This is a genomic window from Salmonirosea aquatica (genome assembly GCF_009296315.1).
Classification (GTDB): Bacteria; Bacteroidota; Bacteroidia; order Cytophagales; family Spirosomataceae; genus Salmonirosea; species Salmonirosea aquatica.
Genome location: NZ_WHLY01000002.1, coordinates 2,371,639 through 2,391,854, shown reverse-complemented (window position 1 = coordinate 2,391,854; position 20,216 = coordinate 2,371,639). Strand labels below are relative to the sequence as shown.

16 protein-coding genes are annotated in these 20,216 nt (G+C 52.1%); 4 read left to right on the top strand and 12 right to left on the bottom strand.

Going from position 1 to position 20,216, the window contains the following annotated elements; genetic code table 11:
• Positions 1–46: 46 nt before the first annotated feature.
• The 10 genes from GBK04_RS11070 to GBK04_RS11025 all read right to left on the bottom strand — a co-directional run bounded on the left by GBK04_RS11070 (position 47) and on the right by GBK04_RS11025 (position 14,561).
• The gene (locus GBK04_RS11070) at positions 47–859 is read right to left on the bottom strand and encodes a glycoside hydrolase family 16 protein (RefSeq protein ID WP_373330891.1); all 813 of its coding nucleotides are present in this window, start codon (positions 857–859) and stop codon (positions 47–49) included.
• A 3-nt stretch (positions 860–862) separates the two neighbouring features.
• Entirely contained in the window at positions 863–1,909 is a 1,047-nt protein-coding gene (locus GBK04_RS11065) for an isoaspartyl peptidase/L-asparaginase family protein (protein ID WP_152759647.1), read from the bottom strand.
• A gap of 557 nt (positions 1,910–2,466) precedes the next feature.
• Positions 2,467–3,636 (bottom strand): efflux RND transporter periplasmic adaptor subunit, encoded by a 1,170-nt coding sequence (locus GBK04_RS11060; RefSeq protein ID WP_152759645.1) that lies wholly within the window; start codon positions 3,634–3,636, stop codon positions 2,467–2,469.
• Positions 3,637–3,684: 48 nt separating this feature from the next.
• Positions 3,685–8,043 carry a CusA/CzcA family heavy metal efflux RND transporter gene (locus GBK04_RS11055; protein WP_152759643.1) on the bottom strand — a complete coding sequence of 1,453 codons (4,359 nt, stop codon included), beginning with the start codon at positions 8,041–8,043 and terminating at the stop codon, positions 3,685–3,687.
• Positions 8,044–8,196: 153 nt separating this feature from the next.
• The gene (locus tag GBK04_RS11050; RefSeq protein WP_152759641.1) at positions 8,197–8,583 is read right to left on the bottom strand and encodes a hypothetical protein; all 387 of its coding nucleotides are present in this window, start codon (positions 8,581–8,583) and stop codon (positions 8,197–8,199) included.
• A 140-nt stretch (positions 8,584–8,723) separates the two neighbouring features.
• A complete protein-coding gene (locus tag GBK04_RS11045; protein ID WP_152759639.1) occupies positions 8,724–9,497 on the bottom strand; it encodes a heme ABC transporter ATP-binding protein in 774 nt (257 codons plus the stop codon).
• Position 9,498: 1 nt separating this feature from the next.
• Positions 9,499–10,536 (bottom strand): FecCD family ABC transporter permease, encoded by a 1,038-nt coding sequence (locus GBK04_RS11040; protein WP_152759637.1) that lies wholly within the window; start codon positions 10,534–10,536, stop codon positions 9,499–9,501.
• Entirely contained in the window at positions 10,517–11,392 is an 876-nt protein-coding gene (locus GBK04_RS11035; protein WP_152759636.1) for a heme/hemin ABC transporter substrate-binding protein, read from the bottom strand. Before GBK04_RS11035 ends, GBK04_RS11040 begins: the two co-directional genes overlap by 20 nt.
• Before the next feature lie 55 nt (positions 11,393–11,447).
• Positions 11,448–13,853, bottom strand: a complete 2,406-nt coding sequence (locus GBK04_RS11030) for a TonB-dependent receptor (protein ID WP_152759634.1) — start codon at positions 13,851–13,853, stop codon at positions 11,448–11,450.
• A gap of 168 nt (positions 13,854–14,021) precedes the next feature.
• Positions 14,022–14,561, bottom strand: a complete 540-nt coding sequence (locus tag GBK04_RS11025; RefSeq protein ID WP_152759632.1) for a hypothetical protein — start codon at positions 14,559–14,561, stop codon at positions 14,022–14,024.
• A gap of 314 nt (positions 14,562–14,875) precedes the next feature.
• Between GBK04_RS11025 and GBK04_RS11020 the strand changes: the two genes are divergently transcribed.
• Together GBK04_RS11020 and GBK04_RS11015 are read left to right on the top strand one after the other, a co-directional pair.
• Positions 14,876–15,220, top strand: a complete 345-nt coding sequence (locus GBK04_RS11020) for a VOC family protein (RefSeq protein WP_152759630.1) — start codon at positions 14,876–14,878, stop codon at positions 15,218–15,220.
• Complete coding sequence (locus GBK04_RS11015; protein WP_152759628.1) at positions 15,217–15,792, top strand: DNA-3-methyladenine glycosylase I; 576 nt, start codon at positions 15,217–15,219, stop codon at positions 15,790–15,792. Before GBK04_RS11020 ends, GBK04_RS11015 begins: the two co-directional genes overlap by 4 nt.
• Here the strand turns inward: GBK04_RS11015 and GBK04_RS11010 are convergent.
• Positions 15,773–16,690 (bottom strand): PfkB family carbohydrate kinase, encoded by a 918-nt coding sequence (locus GBK04_RS11010; RefSeq protein ID WP_152759626.1) that lies wholly within the window; start codon positions 16,688–16,690, stop codon positions 15,773–15,775. The two genes, GBK04_RS11015 and GBK04_RS11010, sit on opposite strands and share 20 nt — an antisense overlap.
• 68 nt (positions 16,691–16,758) lie before the next feature.
• Positions 16,759–17,943, bottom strand: a complete 1,185-nt coding sequence (locus tag GBK04_RS11005; RefSeq protein ID WP_152759624.1) for a hypothetical protein — start codon at positions 17,941–17,943, stop codon at positions 16,759–16,761.
• 201 nt (positions 17,944–18,144) lie between these two features.
• Between GBK04_RS11005 and cysS the strand changes: the two genes are divergently transcribed.
• Together cysS and GBK04_RS10995 are read left to right on the top strand one after the other, a co-directional pair.
• On the top strand, positions 18,145–19,632 hold the full coding sequence (gene cysS, locus GBK04_RS11000) for a cysteine--tRNA ligase (protein WP_152766028.1): 1,488 nt from the start codon (positions 18,145–18,147) through the stop codon (positions 19,630–19,632).
• Between the two features lie 50 nt (positions 19,633–19,682).
• The gene (locus tag GBK04_RS10995) at positions 19,683–20,201 is read left to right on the top strand and encodes a DUF192 domain-containing protein (RefSeq protein WP_152759622.1); all 519 of its coding nucleotides are present in this window, start codon (positions 19,683–19,685) and stop codon (positions 20,199–20,201) included.
• Positions 20,202–20,216: the final 15 nt, after the last annotated feature.

The window sequence follows — 20,216 nt, the reverse complement described above, 5'->3', positions numbered from 1 at the left end:
GCTTATTTATAAGCGGGGGGATGGGGTTCTATGAAATTTCCCAGACTCACTTGTGCTGGTAGACCCGTACATAATCGACTTCGAAGCGCGCAGGGAATTCCGTCGCCGCAGGATCGCCGCCATTCAGGCCGCCGATCGCCAGGTTCAAAAGCAGGTAGTGCGGCTGCTGGAATGGATTTTTCTTTTCCCCGCCGGCATTATAGGTTTTTTCCAGGTCCACCTCGTTCAAAAGCAGGTCATCGACAAAAAACTGAATCCGCTTTTCATCCCAATCCATGCGCCACACGTGAAATTTGCTGGACCAGGCCGGATCATCGAACTCCGTGATGGGTTTGCGCGAATCGTCCCAGGTAGCTTTGTAGCGCTGGTCCGATCCCCAAGCGGCATTGGCCAGGAGCATACCCCGGTAGTACTCCATGATATCGAGCTCGCCGTTGTCGGGCCACCCGCCCGCAACGCCCAGCGTCCAAAAGGCCGGCCACAGCCCCGGCCGGGTGTCGATCCGGCCCCGCATCTCGAATCGCCCGTACTGCCAGGCGTGCAATCCGCGGGTCTGCAGGCTGGACGAAGTATACTCAATCCGGGGCCGATTGGTGCGCCAGGAAGCACTCCCTGGTTGGTAGGTTGGGTTTGGCTTATCTACTTTTCTCCCTTCTATCACAAGCAAACCTCCCCGGCAGTAGGCATTGTCGGGCTGGTACCACTGGAATTCTTCATTGCGGGCATAGCCCTGCTCAAACTTCCAGTTCTTGGGATCGGGGGTACCTTCGGTGTTGAATTCATCGGCCCACACCAATTTCCACTGGGCGTGAGCCGAGAAGGATATACCCAGTAAAAGTACCAGCCAGTAATTTTTCACGATTCAGGCGAAATGACTTTTCGCATTGATGACCTGGGGCTTGCCGCCTCTTTCCGTGACGGTATAATTGAACCCCTTCTGGATGGAGTAGGCGCCTACCTCGCCCTGCTTGTTGATGGCGATAAAGCCTACCTGAAACGTTTTGGCCCGTCCCGGGTCCGGTTTTATAATCCGTTCCACGGCTTTTTTGCAGGCTTCGTAGGGCGAAAGCCCTGACCGCATCAGCTCCACCACCAGGTGGGTACCACACACCCGGATCACTTCTTCGCCCTGGCCCGATGAGGTGGCGGCCCCTACCTCGTTATCCACAAACAGTCCAGCCCCGATGATGGGCGAGTCACCTACCCGGCCCCGCATCTTAAACCCCATACCACTGGTAGTACACATACCCGACACGTCGCCGTTGGCATCCAGCGCCAGGGTACCCATGGTATCATGGTTGAACGCGCCGTTTTCCAGCCGGGCAGGAGCAAAGGGCCCGTGTCCTTTTTGATCCTTGGCTTTATTCTTATTCTGTTGCAGCTCCACGTTGATCACGGGTTTATATTCCGCCTTCTTGAGCCAATTCTCGTACGAATTTTTGGCATCGGCCGACAGTTCCCCCGATTCCAGCGGAAAGCCGTTTTCGAGGGCAAACTGCTGCGCACCTACCCCCACCAGGAATACATGCGGCGTGGCTTCCATGAGCTTGCGGGCAACGGATACGGGATGCTTGATACGCTCCAGGAAAGCGACGGAGCCGCAATTGGCCTTTTCGTCCATGATGCAGGCATCCAGCGTTACGTGCCCGTCACGATCCGGATTGCCGCCCAGTCCTACGCAGCAATTGATGTCGTTTTCGATGGCGATGCCCGCCTGTTCCACGGCATCCAGAGCTTTTCCGCCTTTTTCCAAAATGGGCCAGGCGGCCCCGTTGGCGATCTGGCCGCTATCCCAGGTCGAAATTACGACAGGTTTGTTGACAGCGTTTTTGGCAAAAAGGCGGTTTACTTGCGCGAAAGGCAGCGCCAGCGCGGTAAGTCGCAGGAAGGAACGTCGGTTTGGGGTCATAAGGTAGGGTACTTTGTTTCGTGATGGATAACTTCGATATAAGGGCACACACGCATGAACAGCACACAAGCTATTTGGTTTGTCATTCTTCGGCTTTGTTATGAAAATCTAGGTAGAGCATCGAGAGCAACTATTCCCCCCATCCCTTTTTTATATCAAGGTACCCCTGCCTACCTATCAATTTATTCCGGTCTGAGTTCTCGCAAATTCAGTCCAATTCGGATGAAAGCGGCGGCTACGGCCAGGGTAATGATTATTAACGTCCGTTGGTCAAATTCCGGTGTAACCAGGGGATTGAAAGCAAATGCAGCCACGAGTAATGCGAGGGAGGTAATCAGCGATTTTCTTCGGTATAGAAAAGCAGCGTACAGGGCTAAAAGGGGAACCGCAATTTGTAGAACTATATACAGTCTGTCGGGTATGGAAAGCGCATTCAGTGTTGTCAAAAATAGCAATGCTGCTACAATGAATAAGGCTACTTGGTAGATTTTCATAATAAAGTCAGGTATTTATTTGGTATATCAATCAAATAACAGGGTAACAACCGCTCCCTACATTTATTCTTCTGGTTCGCTGCGCTTGGCCAATTCGGCGTCGATAAGGTAGGCACCCTTCACGACCAATTGTTTATCAACTAGATTAACGGACGTCTTTATTTCAGTGTTGCCCGAATCGGCGGTACTGCCGATCTGTACGGGAATCCGACGAAATTCGTAATTTTTTTCCTGAATATAAATAAATCCGTGCTCTCCTTTCCGCACCACCGCCTCGGGTGGGACGGTCAGCGCCTGTCGGTCGCCCGTGCGGATGTAGGCATTGACGTAGGCGCCTGGGATCAGATCCTCCTCCCGTTTTTCGTCACGGACGTGCGCATGGATGTTCAAAGTACGGGCATCGCCCTCAAACATCCGGCCTACCAGGTAGACATAAGCTTCCAGCGGCGGCGTGTTTTGTTGCAGAATTCGCACCGATTGTCCCTTTTTTATCGAGGAGGCATCCTGTTCGAATACGTTAAGTTCGATGTGCATGTGGGTCTTGTCAATAACTTCCAGCATTTCCTGGCCAGCGGCTATCTCTTTGCCCAAGTTAATGTTGGCTACCGTAATATACCCATTGACGGGGGACACAATCCCCACCGTCGGCGCAATGCCGTTTTTGATCAGGGATTCGCTCGAAAGTCCCAGAAGCCTCAGTTTGGCGGCTAACGATTGCGTCAGGGCTTTCGTGGCTTCATAGTTGGCCTGAGCCTGTTCGTAATTCTTGCGGGCACCTACGTTTTCCGCACTCAGCGTCCGCTGGCGTTCCAATTCTTTTTCCAGGAAGGTCAACTGACTGGTGTTCTGCAAATAGTCCTGCTGCAACTGGATAAACTCGAAGCTCTCAAGTGTCGCCAGCAATTCGCCTTTCCGGACAGGCTGACCGGGCAGGGCATTCACATACCGGATTTTACCGCTCACAGGTACACTCACTGTTGCCCGGTTCTCGGGCGGGAGGTCTACGCGACCATTGGCTTTCACCTCAGTGCTGACCGTTTCGGTTTTTACGCTACCCAGCTGCACGCCGATGGCTTTGTACTGCGCCCCGGTCAGGGTAATTTCATTGATCGTGGTACTATCGGAAGGTACCCTATCCGCAGCCGGGGTATTGTTGTCTGGCCCGGATTCTTTCTGGCAGGAGCCAAGTGCCACCAAAAGCGATAGGAAGAATATTCGATGTATCTTTTTCATAAATATTTTCGATTGAAAATCTGATTTATAGGTCTTGTCAAAGTGTAGCTACTCTATTCCCAAAATCTCCTCGATCCGAATCAGACTGGTGTCGAATTCGAGAACGTTGGTCAGGTACTCTTCCTGCAACAGGTACGCCTGCTGAATAGCCGCGAAGAACTCCACGTAGCCAATCTCACCGCTGGTGTAGGCCGTAAGAGCCGTTTGCTGAATAAGTTCGGCCTGGGGTAAGGCAAAGCTTTCGTAGTAGTCCAGTGTAGCGGCCAGGCTGCGTTGCCGTGCGCGGGCTACCTCCAGTTCGGTGGCCAGTTGGCGCGTGGTGAAGTTCAGTTGGGTCTCCCGGATTTGCTGCTGAATGCGGGCCGCCTGCACGCGGGCATTCTGGGCTTTGGTGAAAAGCGGAAATGATACCCCCACGTGCAGCGCGCTGTACCCGTAGGTGCGTTCGATGGATTGGTTCAGGACACCCAGCCGCCAGTCGGGCAGGCGGTTGGTTTTTTCGAGTTTGGTTTGCAGACGGCTATTTTCGATCTCCTGTTTCAATACGCTCAGTTGCGGGTTATTTTCCACAGCCATTAAAGCCGAAACCTGATCGTTCAGCGGGCGTTTCAACGCCACGAGGGTGTCGATATGCAGACTATCTGAGGTCTGGAGCAACAGGCGTAGTGCCGCATAGTGCATTTCCTGCTCGCGACGGGCGTTGCGTATGCGCTGGCTCAGGTGCTGGTTGCGACTTTGGGCCGTAACGGCCTCCAGCCGATTGGATTCGCCGGTTTGGAAGCGTATCTCCGCTGCCCGCGCCGATTCACGGAACAGTTCACTCTGCTGCCGCAATACATCCAGTAACTTCTGGTCAAAGAGTAGTTGATAGTAGGTCCGCTTTACTTCGTTAGCCAGCCGAATACGGCTTACGACCAGGCGGTATCGCGCACTTTGGACATTACTCTCAGCCACTTCACGTTGCGCCCGGTACAGTCCCGGCGCTGAAAATGACTGGATGGCGGTTACCGTGTAATCGAGCGGTCGGGCCTGGGTTTGGCCATACTGCACATCCACGGCCGTTTTGGGCGGGTTGAACGAGGCAGGCAACAGCGCCTGCTGTTCCTGTATCCCCAGTTGGTCGGACTTGATCAACAGGTTCTGCGCGGTAGCCTCCTGCACGGCCTCATCGAGCGAAACGACCCTCTGAGCTTGTGCGGTAGAATTGAGGCATAGAGTTCCCAGGGCACAGAGGCACAAAGAGAGAATTGTTGCCGGGCCGCCGGACCGCTTTGTGCCCTGGCCGCTTTGTCCTTTGGCCCCTCCTTTTACCAAACTATATAATACAGGTAAAACCACTAAGGTAAGAAGCGTAGCCGTAATCAAACCTCCGATCACTACCGTAGCGAGGGGCCGCTGTACTTCGGCTCCTGCCGAGGTAGACAGCGCCATGGGCAGGAAGCCCAGCGATGCGACTGAGGCAGTCATGAGTACCGGGCGGAAGCGAGCCTGTACTCCGTGCAGAATACGCGCGCGCAGGTCGCGGTCACCTTCTTTGGCCAATTGATCCAGGTAGCTGATCAACACGATTCCATTGAGCACGGCCACACCAAAAAGGGCAATGAAACCGACGCCCGCCGAAATACTGAAGGGCATATCGCGCAGCCACAACGCCCAGATACCCCCCACCGCCGAGAAAGGTACCGCCGTGAAAATCAGCAAAGCCTCGACCAGCGAGCCAAAGGTGAAATAGAGTAAAACGAAAATCAATAATAGCGCCAAGGGTACGGCGATTAACAACCGCCGACTGGCCTGCTGCAGGTTTTCAAAGGCCCCGCCGTAGCTGAAATAGTACCCTTCAGGCAGGGGTACCCGCTTTTCAATCTTGGCCTGAATATCCTCCACCACGCTTGCTACATCCCGATTGAGTACATTGATACCAATAGTAATCCGGCGCTTGGTGTTATCACGGGAAATCTGGGCGGGGGCTTCTTCGTAGCGAATATCAGCTAGTTCGCCCATAGGTACCGCTCCACCCCCGGGTAGGGGTACATATAGATTACGTAAATCGGTGAGGTCGATGCGGTGGGTACTGTCGAGCCGCACGACCAGGTCGAAACGTCGCTCTCCTTCAAACACTACTCCGGCGGTTTCTCCGGCAAAAGAGGTTCGAATGAGTTGGTTGACATCGGCTACGTCGAGGCCATACTGCGCCAGGCGGTCGCGGTGGTAGACGGCGTTGATCTGAGGGAGTCCTACGATCGGCTCTACCCGGCAACTGACTACTCCCGCGATGGGCGTGATGAGCGCAGAAGCGGCATTGGCTCGCTCGAAAAGCGTTTTCAGATCGTCACCATAAATTTTCACCACCACATCAGAGCGCGCACCGGTAATCATTTCGTTGAAGCGCATCTGGATGGGCTGCGTGAATTCGGTCATAACGCCAGGTACCTCGCGCGCCAGTACCTCATTCATTTTTTCGGACATTTCCTCTCGAGTTTCGGCCGAAGTCCAATCAGCGCGGTCTTTCATGTTGATCATCTGATCGGTCATTTCTACGGGCATTGGGTCGGTGGGTACCTCCGAGGCCCCGATGCGGCCCACTACCTGGCGTACCTCAGGAAAGTTTTTCAGGAGTGCCCGCTGGGCTTTGAGCGTCGCATCGATGGTTTCGGTCAGGGAGGTACCCGTAGGCATTCGTAGGTCGATGGCGATGTCGCCTTCGTCGAGTTGGGGGATGAACTCGCCTCCTAACGTACTGAACAGCCAGCCGCTCATTAACAAAACAACCACAGCTACGCCCACGATTGCAACCCGAAAATCCAGCGCTCGACGTACCATCGGCTCGTAGAAGGAGTAGAGTTTACCGACCAAACGATCCGAAAAATTCTTTTCGTTATTGATTTTTTTCTTCAAAAACAGGGCGGTCGCGGCGGGTACGTAGGTTAGTGATAGCAGCAACGCTCCAATGATCGCGAAGCTGACTGTCAGCGCCATCGGCTGGAACATTTTTCCCTCGATCCCTGATAATGACAGAATCGGGATGTACACGATGAGAATAATGATTTGTCCAAAAACAGCTGATTTCAGAATTCGGGACGCAGTACTTTCTACGGTATCGTCCATTTGTTCCTGCGTAAGCCGATCTCCCGTTTTCCAATGACCGTGCAGAAAATGAAGTACCCCCTCCACCACAATCACCGACCCATCCACTACCAGTCCGAAGTCAATGGCACCCAAGCTCATCAGGTTGGCCGACACGCCAAAGACGTGCATCATCCCGAAGGTAAACAGCATCGCCAGTGGGATTACGGATGCTACGATCAGCCCTGCCCGCCAGTTGCCCAGCAGCAATACCAGCACAAAAATCACGATCAATCCACCTTCCAGCAGGTTTTTTTCTACCGTGCGAATAGCCCGGTCAATGAGCTCGGTGCGGTCGATGAAGGGTTCGATGCGAACCCCTTCGGGTAGCGATTTTTGAATACGGGCCACGCGTTCTTTCACCAGCTTGATTGTCCGCTCGGCGTCCGCTCCTTTCAGCATCAGTACCACCGCTCCTACGGCCTCACGTTCACCGTCGCGGGTCATGGCACCATAGCGAACCGCCGAGCCAAACTTCACATCGGCGACGTTCCGCACCAACAAGGGTACCCCCTCCGTGGATTTGATGACAATGTTACCGATGTCGTCCAGGCTTTTCACGGTACCCTCGCCCCGGATAAAGTACGCCTGACTGCTTTTTTCAAGGTAGCTACCGCCCGTATTGCCGTTGTTATGCTGCATGGCGTCGAAAAGCTCGGTCATCGTAATACCGGCCGCGCGCAGGCGTTCGGGATCGATGCTGACCTCGTACTGCTTCACGTACCCGCCAAAACTACTTACCTCCACAACCCCCGGAATGCCCGTGAGCTGGCGTTTCACGATCCAGTCTTGCATGGTGCGCAGTTCGGTGAGGTCGTAACGGGTTTCGTAGCCGGGTTGTGGCACGAGGGTGTACTGGTAGATTTCGCCCAGGCCCGTAGTGATAGGTGCCAGGTAGGGTGTCCCGAATTCCGCTGGGATATCCTGCGTGGCCTGCGCCAACTGCTCACTGACCAGTTGGCGGGCTTTCAGAATATCCATGCCGTCGTCGAATACGACGGTGATTACGGAAAGGCCCAGCCGTGATACAGAACGGATTTCCTCCACGCCCTGCACATTGGCTAGGCTCAGCTCGACGGGCGTGGTAATGTACTGCTCCATTTCCTGCGCGGCCAGGGCAGGCGACTGCGTGAGCACGACGACCTGATTGGTCGTGATATCGGGTACGGCGTCGATCGGCAGACGGGAAAGCGCGTACGCACCCCAACCGATCAGACCCAATACGAGGAGGCCAACGATAAGTTTGTTCCGAATACTGAATCGGATAATGGCATTGAATAGCATGTAGACTCAATTTTACGTCATGAGCCGTTCGCGTCAAACAGGCGAATGACTACGGACAGAAATACAGAATGGAAGGATCTTACTCTGGGAGCAGATCATGAATGACAAGAATCGGGAGCAGGTAGGGTACCCCAACCGACTGTACGGAAAGAATCAGTACTTGGGAGGATTGAGCAGGATTCGCTGGAACTGAAAGGAATAGAGGTTATTCCAGAAGAAATTTTTCAAGCCGGATAGCTCGGGGGATTTGCCGCCGGGAAAATACATGCCCAAGACGGTCGGTACGAACAAAGCTACCAGCAAATGGACATGCAAGGAAGGTAGTGAGGAATGATCTTCGGTGTTGACATGCTTAGAACCCGCGCCGTAGTGCATGTGCAGGAAAGTCAGGAAGCTGATTTCTCCTCCACTCTTCTGTACGTGAAGCTGGTAGTGCCGGATAAGGTCAGGCAATTTGGCCAATTCTCCGCATCCTCCGCCGGGCAGCATACTGCCGACTAGGAGATTGATGCTCAGCATATAGGCCAAAAACCGCTTCATTCGAGAAAAGTCTCTTTGTCTTTATGATGACAAAAGTAACGAATAACTTGTGAAGGTGTTTTGGGGAGCAGGAATTTAGAATGAGTTTAAGGAGCACAGCCCACAATTGTAGACTTAGGTTATAAAAAATGAGTCAACCTTTAAAAATACACCCGCGTCCCCCCCTGTACCTGTTGGATTTCCACTTCCATATGGTAGGCCGCCCGGATGTTTTCGGAGGTCAATACTGATTCTTTGGTTCCGCTGGAGAGTACCTTCCCTTCGTGGAGCAGGACGACGTGGTCAGCATATTTTCCTGCCAGGTTCAGATCATGAACGACTCCGGCTATCACCAGGTCTTGCTGCTCGGCCAGTTTGGCCAGCTTGTTCATAAAATCGAACTGGTAGTACACATCCAAAAAAGTGAGGGGTTCGTCAAGAATTAGATAGCGTCCGCCCGTCGAGGTAGGGTACCAGATTTGGGCAGTCACCCGGGCAAAATGGGTACGTTGTTTTTCACCACCACTGAGCGTCATATAATTCCGTGCGGCCATGTTGTTCACAGCGAAAAACCGCATGGCGGCTTCGCAGGCGGCCCGGTCTCGGTCGGTAGGTCGGCCGGTGAAATGGGGATAACGGCCCATCATCACGACTTCGGCTACGGTCAACGGAAAGGCCAGGGCGACATTCTGTGAAAGTACCGCTCGGCTCCGCGCCAGGGTAGCCACGGAAGTGCGCGCAATGGGTTCTTTTTGATAAAAAACCTCTCCGGCTGTTGGTTTGAGTTGCCCGCAGAGAATTTTGACCAAAGTCGATTTACCCGCGCCATTCGGCCCAATGATAAGGTTGATCCTGCCCGGATGAAACTGCACTGAAACCGCATCGAGCAAGGAGCGGCCTGAAATCCGGAAGGAGATATTTTTTGCTTCGAGCATGTCAGAAGAAGTAGTCTTTTCTCCGCAATAAAATAATGAACACCGGTACCCCCACCAGCGACGTGACAATCCCGATGGGTAGTTCGGCGGGCCGCACAACCAGACGGGCGGTCAGATCGGCCAGATTGAGCAGAATCCCTCCTGCCAGGGCACTATTGCGGAGCAAGGTACGGTTGTCGGAGCCGTGCAGCATCCGCAGCAAGTGCGGCACCACCAATCCTACGAAACTTATGACCCCCACAAAGGCTGTGGCCACGGCGATCATCACTACGTTGAGCGAGAGGACGATCAGTTTCAAACGCCGGATGTCGACACCCAAAAATAACGCCTCTTCTTCTCCCATCATCAGGGCGTTGAGCTGTTTGGCGTAGGGAAGCGACAACCCCAGACAAAGTACCGTGGAAATCCCGACTACGAGCACCGAATGCCAACTCGCGCCGGACAAGGTACCCATGCCCCAAAAAGTAATGGAACGCGCCTGCGGGTCGCGGGCGATGTAGGAGAGAAAACCCACTCCGCTCATAAACAGGGCGTTAATGGCAATGCCCGTCAGCAGTAGTACAATCACCGAACTTGACCCATTTTCCTGGGACTGCGACAGCACGATCACCAGAAAAGTCGAAAGTACCGCCCCGGCGCAAGCCGCCAGCGGGAGCGTCCATTCTCCGGCGTCGAAGCCGAAGGTAGCTCCCAGCACAAAGTAGAGCGCCGCCCCGAAGGCCGCCCCGCTTGAGGTACCAATCAGGCCGGGCTCGACGATGGGATTGCGAAACAGCGCCTGCATCAGCGCCCCACCTACCGCCAGACTCGCGCCCACAAACAGGCACAGAAGCGCTCGGGGCAGGCGTATGTCCATAAAAATCCGCTCGTTCAATTCCAGATCCGGGGAGGAATGGGCGAATTTAGTAAGGGCCGAGCTGATTTCAGCCAGGCTGATGGACACCGCGCCGTACCGCGCCGACAGTAAGGTAGTGAGCACCAGAAGTACCAGCAGAAGCGGAAATACAAGATTTTTTTTCCTAGGGTTGGGTACCTTCATGAATCAATTTTTGGAGCATGGAAACAACTTCCCCGCTGCGCGGACCCAGGTACACCATGTCGTGTTCCTCGACGCGGTAGATGCGGTTATTTTTGGCGGCTTTGGTCCCCGCTAGGCCAGGCAATTCCTTTATTTTATCCAGGGTACCCAAACGGTCGTAGCCGAAATCGGTGAGCAGAATCACATCCGGGTCGGAGGCGGCTACGGCTTCGGCCGAAAATTGCTTCATGCCTTTGGTATCGTCCACCGCGATTTTTCCCCCGGCCCAGCGCAGCAGCTGAGCGGCGGTACTTTTTTGGGTCATCAGCAGAAATACATTGTTGGCCTGGCCAAAATGCACCACTAGTACCTTCACGGAATCGGGGTACTGTTTAGCGCTTTCCAACGCTTTGGCCATGTCGGCGTCCAGCTTTTGGCAAAGTTCTTCGGCGCGGGCCTGCTTCTGAAAGTACTCACCCATTTCGCGGATGAGCCTTTTGGTGCTGTCGATGTCGCTGCCCTTATTGGCAAATACCTTCATTGGAATCTTCAGCTCTTCCAGCTGCTTTACGACGTGTTCAGGACCGATATTGTTGTCGTGCAGAATCAGTGTGGGCTTGGCTGCCAGTATACCTTCCGTGCTCAATGCCCGGTGGTACCCTACCGTCGGAAGTTTTTTTATTTCGGGCGGGTAGGTACTCGACACGTCCACCGCGACGATGTCTTTTTCTGCACCCAGGGCGTAGATGATTTCGCTGTATTGCTTGGCGATGCACACGATACGGGTTTCCTGATTCTGCTTTTCATCGGAATTGGAAAGACGGCCACACGCCGCAAGTACCGCCGAGAGGGTCAATAGGAGGAGTAGTTTTTTCATGAAATTAAAAATAAACACCCGGTAACCGGGCGGCTACCGGGTGAGATTAAGTACATCAGAAAATATATTTTAAATTTATACCGCCGAAAAAATTGGCTTCGCGCGGGGCGGGCAGGTAAGCATCGGGGAGCTGATTCAGGAACACCATGGCGTAGTTCTGGTGACCCGTGATGTTGTTGACGCCCACAAAGGCATCGAGACTCAAATGCTCGGCCAGTACCCGCGAATAGCCGACTTTTGCATTGAGCAACTGGTACTTGCCGGTTTCGTTTTTGTTGTCGGAGGTGTAATACATTTGGTCCCGGTAGGAATACGTCATGTTGGCGTAGAAACCAGGCCGGGTGGTCAGGTCGAATCCGACGTTAAAGGTTACCGGGGGTACTCCCGCCACTACGTTGTCGGTATAATCGGTTTCGACGATGGACTGCCGGTTGCCGCTCAGCTGCTGAAACTTGAAATCCCCGTAGCGGAAATGGGAGTAGGCGAAATTGGCAAAAGGCATGAGCGCTTTCACAAAGCCCGCCGATTGGTAGGCGGTACCCCGCACCGCCACTTCGAGGCCGGCGTTGGTCTGGTTGCCGGCGTTGGCCATATACACGTACGAAGTCGCCGTGTTAGTGGCATTGGGCACGGCCACCGGCGTGAGCTTATCCGCATATTTGGTGTAGAAAGCCGCGACCTGATAATTGAGTTTTTCGCCCAGCAAGGCCCCCTTGGTACCTACCTCGAACTGCGTACCTACCTCGGGCTTCAAGTCCGTCAGTACCTGGCCCGTCAGTGGAATGAAGAAGTAAGAACTCACGGGTGCTTTGTACGCCCGGCTGAACGAAGCGTAGACCGACAACTGCTTATCGAAGACTTTATTCAAAGCCAGGTGTGGCGATACCATGTTGTCGAAGGTGTTCTTGTACTGCGAGGGTTTGCGCGTCACATTCGGATTACTGGGATTGTTGTTACTCGCTGCGTAGAAGCGGTCGTTCAACTCAATGCCCAGTGTACTGTACCCAACGCCGGCGGTGAGGGACAGGGCGTAGGGTAGGGTCAGGGTCCATTCCGTGAAGGCCGACAGCGTGCGGGAGATCGTATACTGATTGCTCCGCAAATTTCCGATCAGATTGTAGCCTTTCAGGTTAAAACTGTCTGCTACCATCGGATAGCCCAGCGTTTGGGCATTTTGCATCTGAGCTTCCAGTCCGGTAATGCCCGAAAGTACGAAGCCGTTCAACAGCGAAAACCGGGTATCGAACGTCGAGCGGAAACCGTAGTTGGCCGACGATTTGTCGGTCCAGCCGCCCGCCGAACTGACATTACTAACTAGGCCGGTTCCAAAAATGGAGGTCGTGTTCGAAATACCTTCTCGGAAGCGGTAGGTATGGCCGATTCCGGTCCGAAAAGTAATTACATTAGAGTGAGCGTTGTTTTTGATGTAGTTCGGGTTGCCCGAATAGTCCAGTGTTTCGTACTGTTCTTTGGTCAATTCACCGTTTCGCTCGTCGTAGCTGTTGCTATAGCCGAAATAGCTGTTGATCGTCTGCTTGGGATTGGGAGAAAACTCGCCCACCACATTGACAAAATCCTTCTTCGACTGGGTATGCGGCATGAAGCCATTGTACTTCTGCTTGCCGTAATTGACCAGCAGCGAGGCGTGTTCCTTACTCACTTGTAAGTGGGTGGTGTAGCGCTGCAGACCGTAGCTGCCCAGCAACACATCCTGCCCTACTGAGGTGCGGCCCGGCTGAGGTTTGAGGGTAGTAAGATTAACGACCCCCGCAATGGCTTGCCCGTACAGGGTTCCGGCCGGGCCTTTCACGATTTCAACATTGCCAACTGAGCCGAAATCAATGTCATCCATCAAAGTGATACCTTCCGCATCCGTAACCGGAATTCCGTTGAGGTACACTTTGTAGCCCTGTCCATCGAAATTACTATTGATGCCGTTGGTACCCCGGGCGCCGTTGCCGTAGCCGCGAATGTTAAACTGCTGGCCCGCAGAGAACGTCCGTCGCTCCATCAGTACCCCCGGAATATTGGTATTGATGGCGTCGTCCAAGAGAATACCCGCACCGCGCTTGATTTCGACTTCGCCGATTCGGGCAATCGAAACGGGCTGGTACAAGACGGTTTTGTTCGGGCTCGAGGTGGCGGTGATTTCGACCGTGTTCAGGTCTCTGGCTGCCAGAATTAGCCCGATGTTCAGCTCCTGGCCACAACCTACCCGCTGCCGGAAAGTTTCGTAGCCAATGTAGGAAACCGTAACCAGAGTAGAATCGCGACAATTCAGCGAAAACTGACCGTTTTTGTCGCTCGTTGCGCCTTGGGTACCCGCCGCCCGAATGGTGGCGTTGGCAAGCGGCGTATTATTTTCGGCATCGAAAATCCGTCCCCTGATCTGGGAAGTTTGCGCCGACAAACTACCTGCAGCCATAAGTCCCAGAAATAGAATAAATAGTTTTTTATACATACTAATTGGTTGATAGAGTATTTGAAAAAGTAATACCGTCCGCCGCCGATTTCTTCCTGAAATCAGTGCGTACAGCCACGCATAGCCCTTCGCTTCAGACTTCGGGCATGGAAATCGGTGGCGAGGAACGGCGCGAAAAATGGATAGGAGATTGGAAACCGCCTTTTATTAGATCAATGAGTGCGGAGTTCGGGGCGGTGGGGAGGTAATGCTAAGGAAAATGGATCGGTAAGTATTAAAAAAATACCAGCTGCTCCTGAAATTCAAGATACTGCGAAAGGGTATTGCTTCCTGGTCTTTGAAATAGAGGCCTGCCAGAAAATTGTAAAGTTTCTTGACCATGTTACTCCACGGCTCATGTCCTGGTTTACTGTGCTTAATCAGGGCATCGAGGTTGGCAAACAGGTTTTTTTCCAATACATCGTTGATACAATAATATACGGCTTCGGTTTCGCTGAGGGCTACTTTTCTTACCACATCGTACATGCTGCCTTGGTAGAAAAATTCGTCGTCTTCCAGCCAGAAAAAATCCGACGCATTGGCTTCGCTGACTGGGATGGCGTACAATTTTTCGTCAGGTACCCCCCGCAGGATTTGGCGTTTGATTTCGCAGCGTATCTGAAACTGCTGTACCTTGAATAGAATCGTAACTCCCACCAGATTGAAGGAAAATACGAAAAGCAGAAATATACTACACGCTTTTTTCAAGGTAATTCCGGGGTCATTTCATAGACTCAATTCTGCCTCGCTATTCCAACCAGCCGGTTCGCAGATTGCTAAATGTAAGGACTGTTTTCAATTGTCACAAATCAAACCGGTCAAATCAATTGAATATCCAATAACGCCTTTACATACTAGTAGTTACGGGTTCGATTTGCTCTTTTTGTATGTCCGTCAGCCAGTAATTGATAACCCTGTCATTCGGCGAATCTCTTTTTTTATTTGTTGTTAACAAAAGTTATGGATAACTAGAGTTGAAGTGTCACAAGAATCAGGGAATAAGACCATAAATTCTGAAATGCATGAAACCATCCAAAATCAGAACCGTTATTTACGCAGCGCCGGATCTGGCTTCGGTCCGCGACTGGTACCGCCGTGCCTTTGAACAGGAGCCTTATTTTGACGAGCCCTTCTACGTAGGGTTCGATATAAATGGCTTCGAACTAGGCCTGGATCCGAATGCGCCTTTGCACGATGGCAGCACCGTAGCTTACTGGCAGGTAGAGGATATTGCCAGCGATTTTGCCGGACTCCTGGCTATGGGAGCCACATCTTTCGAAGACCCGCACGAAGTAGGCGGAGGCATCAGCACGGGAACCGTAAAAGATCCTTTTGGCAATAAGATTGGTCTGATCCAAATGCCATGAGCTATTGTAGCTACGTCAATAATTCGTCTTCCGAAACAGCCGATCTGCTGTTGCACCGTCAGTATCATGATCATCAGTACGGCTTTCCGATCGAGGATGACAATGAGCTTTTTGGCCGCTTATTGCTTGAAATCAATCAGGCAGGGCTGAGCTGGACGCTGATGCTGCGGAAGCAGGAGGGTTTTCGGAAAGCATATTCCAATTTTTCAATAGAAACGGTAGCGGCCTATACTGAAGAAGACATTTTGCGTCTCCTGAGCGATGCGGGCATTATCCGTAATCGTTTGAAGATCAACGCCGCCATTACCAATGCCCGGCGGATTCTGGAACTACGGGAAGAGTACGGCACTTTTAAAAACTGGCTGGACGCTCATCATCCTCTTCCCAAAGAACAGTGGGTGAAGCTTTTTAAAAAGAACTTTCGCTTTGTGGGCGGTGAAATCGTAGGAGAGTTCCTGATGAGCACCGGGTACCTGGAAGGCGCGCATGATGTAGATTGCCCCATTTATTCAAGGCTGTCAGGGTTTCTAAACCCTGACAGCCTTACGGGAATTACCGAATCTCAAAGCTAGCCAGGCTCACGAATTCCAGCACGCGCTGGTTGATTTCTTTTTCCGTAAGATTGACCAGCCGCTCGCTGCCGAATTTCTCTACGCAGAATGATGCCATCGCCGAACCGTAAATAATGGCCCGCTTCATATTCTCGAACGAGATATCGTCCGTACTGGCCAGATAGCCAATGAAGCCGCCCGCAAAGGTATCGCCCGCCCCGGTGGGATCGAAAACTTCTTCCAGCGGTAGCGCCGGAGCGAAGAAAATCCGGTCCCCTTGGAACAGCAATGCCCCGTGTTCGCCTTTCTTGATAATCAGGGTTTTTGGGCCTTTCTTCATAATTATGTTAGCCGCCTTACGCAGGGAATATTCGCCCGAAAGCATACGGGCTTCCTCGTCATTGATGGTAAGCACATCCACTAAGGGGAGTACGGCTTCAAGATCAGGCATGGCGATGTCCATCCAGAAATTCATCGTGTCCAGCATCACCAGTTTGGGGCGGGTGTTCATGCGGTCGAGTACCTGTTTCTGAATGGCCGGAGCAGTGTTGCCCAGCATCAGGTACTCACAACCCTGGTACGAATCGGGGATGATCGGGTCGAAGTTGCCCATGACGTTTAGCTGTACGTCTATAGTATCGCGGGTATTCATGTCTTCATGGTACTTGCCCGACCAGAAGAACGTTTTGCCCTCTTCCTTGATCTGTAATCCTTCGGTATTGATGCCGTGCGATACCAGGATATCAATCATTTCGGAGGGAAAATCGCCCCCTACGACGGCCACCAGATTATTGGCTTTAGTAAAGTACGAAGCCGCCAGCGTGATGTACGTGGCAGCACCACCGATGATCTTATCGGTTTTGCCAAAGGGGGTTTCAAGGGCGTCGAACGCTACGGAACCTACGGTAAGAAGACTCATTTATAGTAGTTGAAAGTTTAAAAAAGCCATAGACTGATAGCGAATGGCATATAGCTTGAAATAAATATTTACATCGCCGGGTGCCGCTTGAATTCTTTATCCCGATCGAAAAGATAGCGGTAGGTGATATGTTTTTTGATAATCACACCCCCCAGCATTTTGGCAAAGTTCATCATTTTGGGGTTAAAATCGCCAATCCAGTTCAGTTCCAGGTCGGTGTACTGGTAGCCGGGCCGCCAGGCTACCTTGGAATAGGCCATTGCGATGGCTGACTCGATGCCTTTTTTCTGGAATTCAGGAATGACCCCAAAAATGACTCCAAAAGCGCGGTGATTGGTTTTCATTATCTTATGGTACAGGAATTTGAGTTTCCCGATCCAATCCAGTTTGCCATTGACGTGCTTAAAGATCTGGTTCAGTTCGGGCAGCATGATAAAGAAAGCGATCGGCTGGTCTTCATAATAGCCAAACCACATTAGTTCCTCTTCCAAAACGGGTTTCATCCGCTGCATCAGCGCGCGGGATTGCTCCATGCTCATATCGCTGGTACCCAAGTTGGCCGCCCAGGCTTTGTTATAAATCACCCGGAAATCTTCGGCAAACTTTTCCAGCTGATTTTTCCTGACGTGCCGGAAGTCATAGCCGGGCGTGGCGTATATTTTCTCCGCGCGGCCAAAAACAGCTGGATGCAGGAGCGGGCGCACTACCTCTTCGCGCATGGGTAGGTAGTAGGTATACTGCTCAAAGTAGTTTTCAAATCCGTAGTCTTCAAAGAAACTCCGGTAATACGGCATGTGGTAATCCATGCCGTAGGTGGGTTCTTTATCGTAGCCTTCCACCAACAGGCCCCAGTGGCTATCACGTTCACCAAAGTTGATAGGACCGTCCATAGCTTCCATACCTCGTTCGGCCAGCCAGTTGCGGCAGGCATCGAAAAGCAGCCTGGCTACCCCGGCATCGTTGGCACATTCAAAGAAACCCAGCCCTCCTGTAGGTTGCTCATTCCCTTTGTCGACCGTTTTTTGATTGATAAAGGCCGCTACCCGCCCGACGGTCTGGTCGCTGTGGTCAATTACGAGCCAGCGGATACACTCGCCGTTTTTGAAATACTTATTGGTTTGAGGATCAAATACTTTTTCAATATCCTCGTTCAGAGGCCGAATCCAGTAGGGATTGTGACGGTAAATCCGCACGGGCAGTTGCAGGAATTCGTTACGCCGTAAGGGATCGGTACCTACTTCTACTATTTTCATGCGTTCAAAACAAATGCATCTGGCTCGATAATGGCTGCGAAGATAGGGAAAAGGCTTCTATTCAAAGAAGCGATCGGATGTTCTGTGCAATAATTGGCAGCCAATTACCTATTTTTGCGCCAAGCTCATAAAAAAGTACCGATGGTTGTTTAAAAAGGCTGACCGCCTTTCTAACGCAGTCAACATTGGATCATGATTGGTATGCAACCACTTAAAATATACAATACCCTCACCCGGCAAAAAGACCTTTTCGAACCTCTTGCTCCGCCTTATGTAGGTATGTACGTCTGCGGGCCGACGGTGTACAACAATGCGCACCTGGGTAACGTCCGCACGTTCATGACGTTCGATCTGTTGTTTCGGTACCTGAAGCATATCGGCTACAAGGTACGGTACGTGCGCAACATCACCGATGTAGGGCATTTGGTAGGCGATGGCGACGAGGGCGAGGACAAGATTGGCCGTATGGCCAAGCTCGAACAACTGGAGCCGATGGAAATCGTGCAGCGCTACACCAACGATTTTCACCGGGTCATGGAGGACTTCAACATCCTGCCGCCCAGTATCGAACCTACCGCCACGGGCCATTTGATCGAACAGATCGAGGCCGTGCAGGATTTGATCGGCAAAGGCTTAGCCTACGAAGCCAACGGCTCGGTCTATTTCGACATCAATGCCTACAACGAGGCCGGCAACAACTACGGCAAGCTGTCGGGCCGGATTCTGGAAGATCTGCTAAATGAAACCCGGGAGCTCGACGGTCAGTCTGAAAAACGCAATCCGCTGGACTTTGCGATCTGGAAAAATGCCTCACCCGAGCACCTCATGCAGTGGAATTCTCCTTGGGGAAGGGGATTTCCGGGCTGGCACCTCGAATGTACCTGCATGAGCGCCAAGTACCTGGGCAATCAGTTCGACATTCACGGCGGCGGCATGGATCTCAAATTTCCTCACCACGAGTGTGAAATCGCCCAGGGAAAGGGGCTGACGGGACAGGATCCTGTGCGCTATTGGATGCACACGAATATGCTCACGGTCAACGGACAAAAGATGTCCAAATCCCTCGGCAATTCGTTTCTTCCCGCCCAACTGTTCAGTGGCGACCATGAGTTACTTGATCAGGCCTATAGCCCTATGACCGTACGGTTTTTCATGCTACAAAGCCAGTACCGCAGTACGCTTGATTTCTCCAACGATGCCCTGAAAGCGGCGCAAAAAGGCTTCAAGCGATTGGCGAACGGGCTCAGGATTGTGAAAAGCCTGGAATATAGCGCCGCGGAAGGGGTACCTTTGGACGAGAAGAAAATCGAGGATATAGAAAAATCATTAGAGGGCTTCTACGGTGGCATGAACGACGATCTGAACACCTCCGTCGCGATTGCGCATCTCTTCAATTTGTTGAAGTACATCAATATGTTGTACATGGACCAACTGAAGAGTGCAGCCCTGGGCGAAGTAATATTTATCAGATTGAAAGAAAAATTCGTCGTTTTCTTCGAGGACGTGCTGGGCTTGCAGGAAGAAACCGCCGAAGGTACCTCTGTGCTGGCAGGAATGTTGAACCTCTACCGCGAATACAAAGCCGCGCAGCGGTACGACAAAGTGGACGAAGTTCGTTCTTATTTCAAAAATCAGGGCCTGGTCGTGCGCGACATGAAGCATCGGATCGACTGGGCGTATGAAGAATAATAAAAAAATAGGCTATTGTTCAATAGCCATTCGCTGTCAGCTTATACATTATGCGTGCTCGTAGATCTTATTCGGCTTACATTTTATTGACTGTCTTTGTGGTAGGTGGCTTAGGGTACCTTATTATTCCTTACCTGCGCAGCAAATCCTCTGAACCTGTTGCCTCTATTCCTACCGAATCGGCCAGTGCCCCCTCGTTTGTCAAAGAAGGGGAAGTCACTTTCCTGAGCGGAGGAAAAATGATAAAAAAGATCGACGTGGAGATAGCTGAAAATGAGGCCGAGCGCAATAAGGGCCTCATGTACCGCCCTTACATGCCCGATTCGGTGGGGATGCTGTTCATTTTTCAGGAAAGCGCACCCTTGGAATTTTGGATGAAAAACACGCAAATTCCGCTGGATATCATCTATGTGGACAGCAATAAAAAGATCGTTTCCATACAGAAAAACGCGCGTCCCTTCTCTGAGGAAAACTTACCCTCCTATGCCGATGCGCAGTACGTGGTGGAAGTCAATGCGGGCTATACCGATTTGCACGGTATCAAGGTTGGAGACAGTATTCAGTTTTAATACTATTTTTTTAAC

What these genes read in the sequence shown, in the direction of transcription:
- GBK04_RS11065 (WP_152759647.1), bottom strand. Translation starts at nt 1,909, where the DNA reads ATGACCCCAAACCGACGTTCCTTCCTGCGACTTACCGCGCTGGCGCTG.
- GBK04_RS11060 (WP_152759645.1), bottom strand. Translation starts at nt 3,636, where the DNA reads ATGAAAAAGATACATCGAATATTCTTCCTATCGCTTTTGGTGGCACTT.
- GBK04_RS11055 (WP_152759643.1), bottom strand. Translation starts at nt 8,043, where the DNA reads ATGCTATTCAATGCCATTATCCGATTCAGTATTCGGAACAAACTTATC.
- GBK04_RS11050 (WP_152759641.1), bottom strand. Translation starts at nt 8,583, where the DNA reads ATGAAGCGGTTTTTGGCCTATATGCTGAGCATCAATCTCCTAGTCGGC.
- GBK04_RS11045 (WP_152759639.1), bottom strand. Translation starts at nt 9,497, where the DNA reads ATGCTCGAAGCAAAAAATATCTCCTTCCGGATTTCAGGCCGCTCCTTG.
- GBK04_RS11040 (WP_152759637.1), bottom strand. Translation starts at nt 10,536, where the DNA reads ATGAAGGTACCCAACCCTAGGAAAAAAAATCTTGTATTTCCGCTTCTG.
- GBK04_RS11035 (WP_152759636.1), bottom strand. Translation starts at nt 11,392, where the DNA reads ATGAAAAAACTACTCCTCCTATTGACCCTCTCGGCGGTACTTGCGGCG.
- GBK04_RS11030 (WP_152759634.1), bottom strand. Translation starts at nt 13,853, where the DNA reads ATGTATAAAAAACTATTTATTCTATTTCTGGGACTTATGGCTGCAGGT.
- GBK04_RS11020 (WP_152759630.1), top strand. Translation starts at nt 14,876, where the DNA reads ATGAAACCATCCAAAATCAGAACCGTTATTTACGCAGCGCCGGATCTG.
- GBK04_RS11015 (WP_152759628.1), top strand. Translation starts at nt 15,217, where the DNA reads ATGAGCTATTGTAGCTACGTCAATAATTCGTCTTCCGAAACAGCCGAT.
- GBK04_RS11010 (WP_152759626.1), bottom strand. Translation starts at nt 16,690, where the DNA reads ATGAGTCTTCTTACCGTAGGTTCCGTAGCGTTCGACGCCCTTGAAACC.
- GBK04_RS11005 (WP_152759624.1), bottom strand. Translation starts at nt 17,943, where the DNA reads ATGAAAATAGTAGAAGTAGGTACCGATCCCTTACGGCGTAACGAATTC.
- cysS (WP_152766028.1), top strand. Translation starts at nt 18,145, where the DNA reads ATGCAACCACTTAAAATATACAATACCCTCACCCGGCAAAAAGACCTT.
- GBK04_RS10995 (WP_152759622.1), top strand. Translation starts at nt 19,683, where the DNA reads ATGCGTGCTCGTAGATCTTATTCGGCTTACATTTTATTGACTGTCTTT.